The organism is Anaeromonas gelatinilytica (genome assembly GCF_016820635.1).
GTDB classification, from domain to species: Bacteria; Bacillota; Clostridia; order Tissierellales; family SIT17; genus Anaeromonas; species Anaeromonas gelatinilytica.
The window spans coordinates 1-3,308 of record NZ_WSFU01000048.1; the positions used below are offsets into that span (position 1 = coordinate 1).

The following is a 3,308-nucleotide window of genomic DNA, read 5'->3' on the forward strand; positions in this document are numbered from 1 at the left end:
ACGGCACCACTAACGGTTGCTTGTGGTAGCTCCTCTAATGTGAAATTAGCTTCAGCAGTTCCATCTGCTTCCAAATTAACTGTTTGTTCGTCTGAATAGAATCCATATGATTCTGCTACTACTGTGAATGTACCAGCAGCATGCATTAATGAATAGGATCCATCTTGTGGGTTCGTTGCTACGGAACGACCACTTTCAAGAACACTAACTTGTGCACCTAATGGAATTGCACTAGGATTAACCTCGTTCTCTTGTGCTTGAGAATCATCGTTCTCTTGTGCTTGAGAATTATCATTTTTCGGTGTGCTTAGCTCTGCATTAGCTACGTTTACCTTTTCTTTATTTACGACAGGTACATCGTTAACTGATGGAGTTTCATCAGCTGCTAACCCTAAAGAAGTGTCTGATAGTGCTACATCATCAATGTACCAACCAGGATACATAACACTGAGATCTGAAGTAAAGTGGAAACTAATGTAAACTCGTTGACCACTATAGTCAGATAAGTCAACTTCTGTTGCTAACCAACCATTTGAATTACCGTTAAAGGTTTGTAAATTTGTCCAATTTTCTTGATCAGTTGAAATTCTTACATAGCCATAATCATAGTTACTTTCAAGGCTATACCAGTTGTTAAATTGTAAGTAAGATTCACCCTCTGGTAAATCAATTGGAGGCATCATAAGTGTATCATCGGAAGAATTAGCATAGTCTCCATCCAATACTGTTCCATATACCTTTTCACCAGATGCTGCCTCTCCAGGACCAGATGTTGGCTCTCCCCACTCCCAGCTATCGTTGTCACCATAAGAAGTCCAACCTACTGGAGTTGATTCAAAATCTTGCTCATATCCAACTGTAATTCCTGGATTTACTGCTACCTCATATTCTTCACTCGTTACGGTATTGTTACCGAAGTCATTAATGACAAAATAATAAGTGAAAGAATCTCCTTCAATAGCATTGCCAGGAACTGTTACAGCATATTCTCCTGCACGGAAGTCACCAGATACTCGACTTGCTTCATACACTTGGTCACCAGTGTGTAACTCAACAGAAGTAACACTGATATTATCACTAACTTGAAGTGTTAACTCTAAATCCATTCCTTTGAATGTCTCTACTGGTGCTTCATGTTCAAAGGTAGGTGCTTCTGTATCTTCACCATCCATTGTTACTTGACCTTCAATGGTACCTAGACCAGAAACAACAGATGAAACAGCTGCAAATGCATCGATAATTCCATACCCATATCCATTATTAGGAGATTCTGGGAACTGACTATCTGTTCCAGCTTCTGAATCAGCTGTGTTCATTAATATTTCTTCAAGGGTATCCACATCTAAACCTGCATTAGCAGATCTTAATAGCGCTACTACTCCAGCATTTGCAGGTGAGGCCATGGATGTCCCACTATAACCAGCATAACCTCCACCAGGAACAGAAGAACGAATTCCTTCACCAGGAGCAGAAACATCTGGCTTTATTTCTTCATAAGGTGATGGCCCTTCTAAAGAAAAGCTAGCCTTATCATCATTGCTATTAGTTGCACCTACAGCAAATGACTCTGGATAGTTTGCTGGTACAGCAACTGACCCTGGTCCGCCTGGGTTAGTTAATGTAGTATTTCCAGCAGCAAAACTAGGGAAGATGTCAGCTGCACGCCAAGCAATTACTGCATCGCGATACCATTCATTAAGACCTGGCCCGCCACCCCAAGAGTTATTTACTACATCAGGTGCCATAGCTACATCACCACCTGGAGCTAAAATCCACTCTGCTGCTGCAAGTAGATCTGTATCGTATGCTCCATCAGGAGTAAACGCCTGAACAGCGATCCACTTCGCACCTGGTGCCACTCCAACTTGGTTAGAGCCATCAGCTTCACTACCAACCATTGTTCCCATTGTATGTGTACCATGACCATCAATATCATGCGGCTCTGTTTCATCATTTACTGGATCATAAAAACTATACGTATGATCTACTTCTCCAGTTACGGGATCAATTCCACGATATTTTTCCGCTAATGCAGGATGTTCCCAATCAACACCTGTATCAATATTTGCTACAACAGTTCCTTGACCATCAATACCCATATCCCAAACTGCCGGTGCACCGATTCGTTCTATGTTCCATTCAATATCTTGAGTCGTATTTTCAGGTTCGTCAGCTGTATCAGTTGGAGTAATTAATTGTCGTAATTCATTTGGTAAAAGCTTCTCAACTTCTGAAAAAGCAGCTACCTTTTCAGCAACCTCTTTCGTAGCTGTTACTGCCATACCGTTAACGATATGATAAGATTCTATATCTTCAGCGTTTCCTTTTTCCACTTCCTGTTCAAGAAATTGCTTAACATTTTGTTGAGATTCCAACGCAGTCGCTTTTAATTCAGAAACAACTGCAGAGCGTTGCGCATACTCTTGTTTCAAAGCAGAAAGGTTTGCTTTTTTAGCATTATTTTTGGCCTCTAAAGCTACCGCCATTGGATCCGCTTTTTCCGTAAATTTTATTAAGAATGTTACTTTATCCTCTTTTTCAAATTGATCTAGTAAACTATTATCTACTTTTGCTTGGATAGAAGCCTTTGAATCGTTTACAGCAAGATTCACCTTGTCACTCGATTCAGCACCTACAAATTCAGGTGTAATAAGTGAAAAGATCATTAATAGAGTCGCTACTATACTGAATACTCTAACCTTTTTTTGTCTTTTACTCATTATTCTTCCTCCTCTCAAAATTTAAACCTTGAAAAACTCTTTATCTACTACATAAAGTAAATTTTCAATCAGTAGGGGTTTTCTTCATTCCCCATTGATTGTTAGCGAGATAAACTAAATTTCATTTTTACTATCATATAACTTGTCCAAGTCTTACTGCCAATTACATGCGGGATAAACTCAAAATCCCTATCTTTTTTCTCTGCTAACCGTTTAAATGCAAAAATACAATCATTCATGATTAACTGATAACCAATCTTTTCCTCACCTACAAAACCTAATTTAACTAATTTCTTTAATGAATTATAAACTATAACATGGCTAATCTCTCCTTTCCAAAAATTAATAACCTGAGTAGACGTAATCACCTCCAATCGATAAATAGATTTTAAAATTCATTCATTAACCTCCTTGCAAGATAAATTCCTCCTCTCATAGTTTAAAGTAAATAAACAATTTTTCAATATTAACTACAATATGATATTTCCAGTAAATATCGATCTATAAAAAAGGCGGACTAGAAATGTGTCCGCTTCGCTAGGGAAACCTAGTTTCCCTTCGACGGTGCATAAAACGTGCACCTGAGCA

Annotated in this window: 2 protein-coding genes; both read right to left on the reverse strand. The window is 38.7% G+C overall.

Features of this window, described 5'->3' with window-relative positions:
• Positions 1–2,720, reverse strand: a 2,720-nt coding sequence (locus GOQ29_RS03700) for a S8 family serine peptidase (protein WP_203371289.1), incomplete at its 3' end; no start/stop codon positions are given.
• A 101-nt stretch (positions 2,721–2,821) separates the two neighbouring features.
• Positions 2,822–3,088, reverse strand: coding sequence for a hypothetical protein (locus GOQ29_RS03705; protein ID WP_203371290.1), 267 nt, complete (start codon positions 3,086–3,088; stop codon positions 2,822–2,824).
• Between the last annotated feature and the right edge of the window lie 220 nt (positions 3,089–3,308).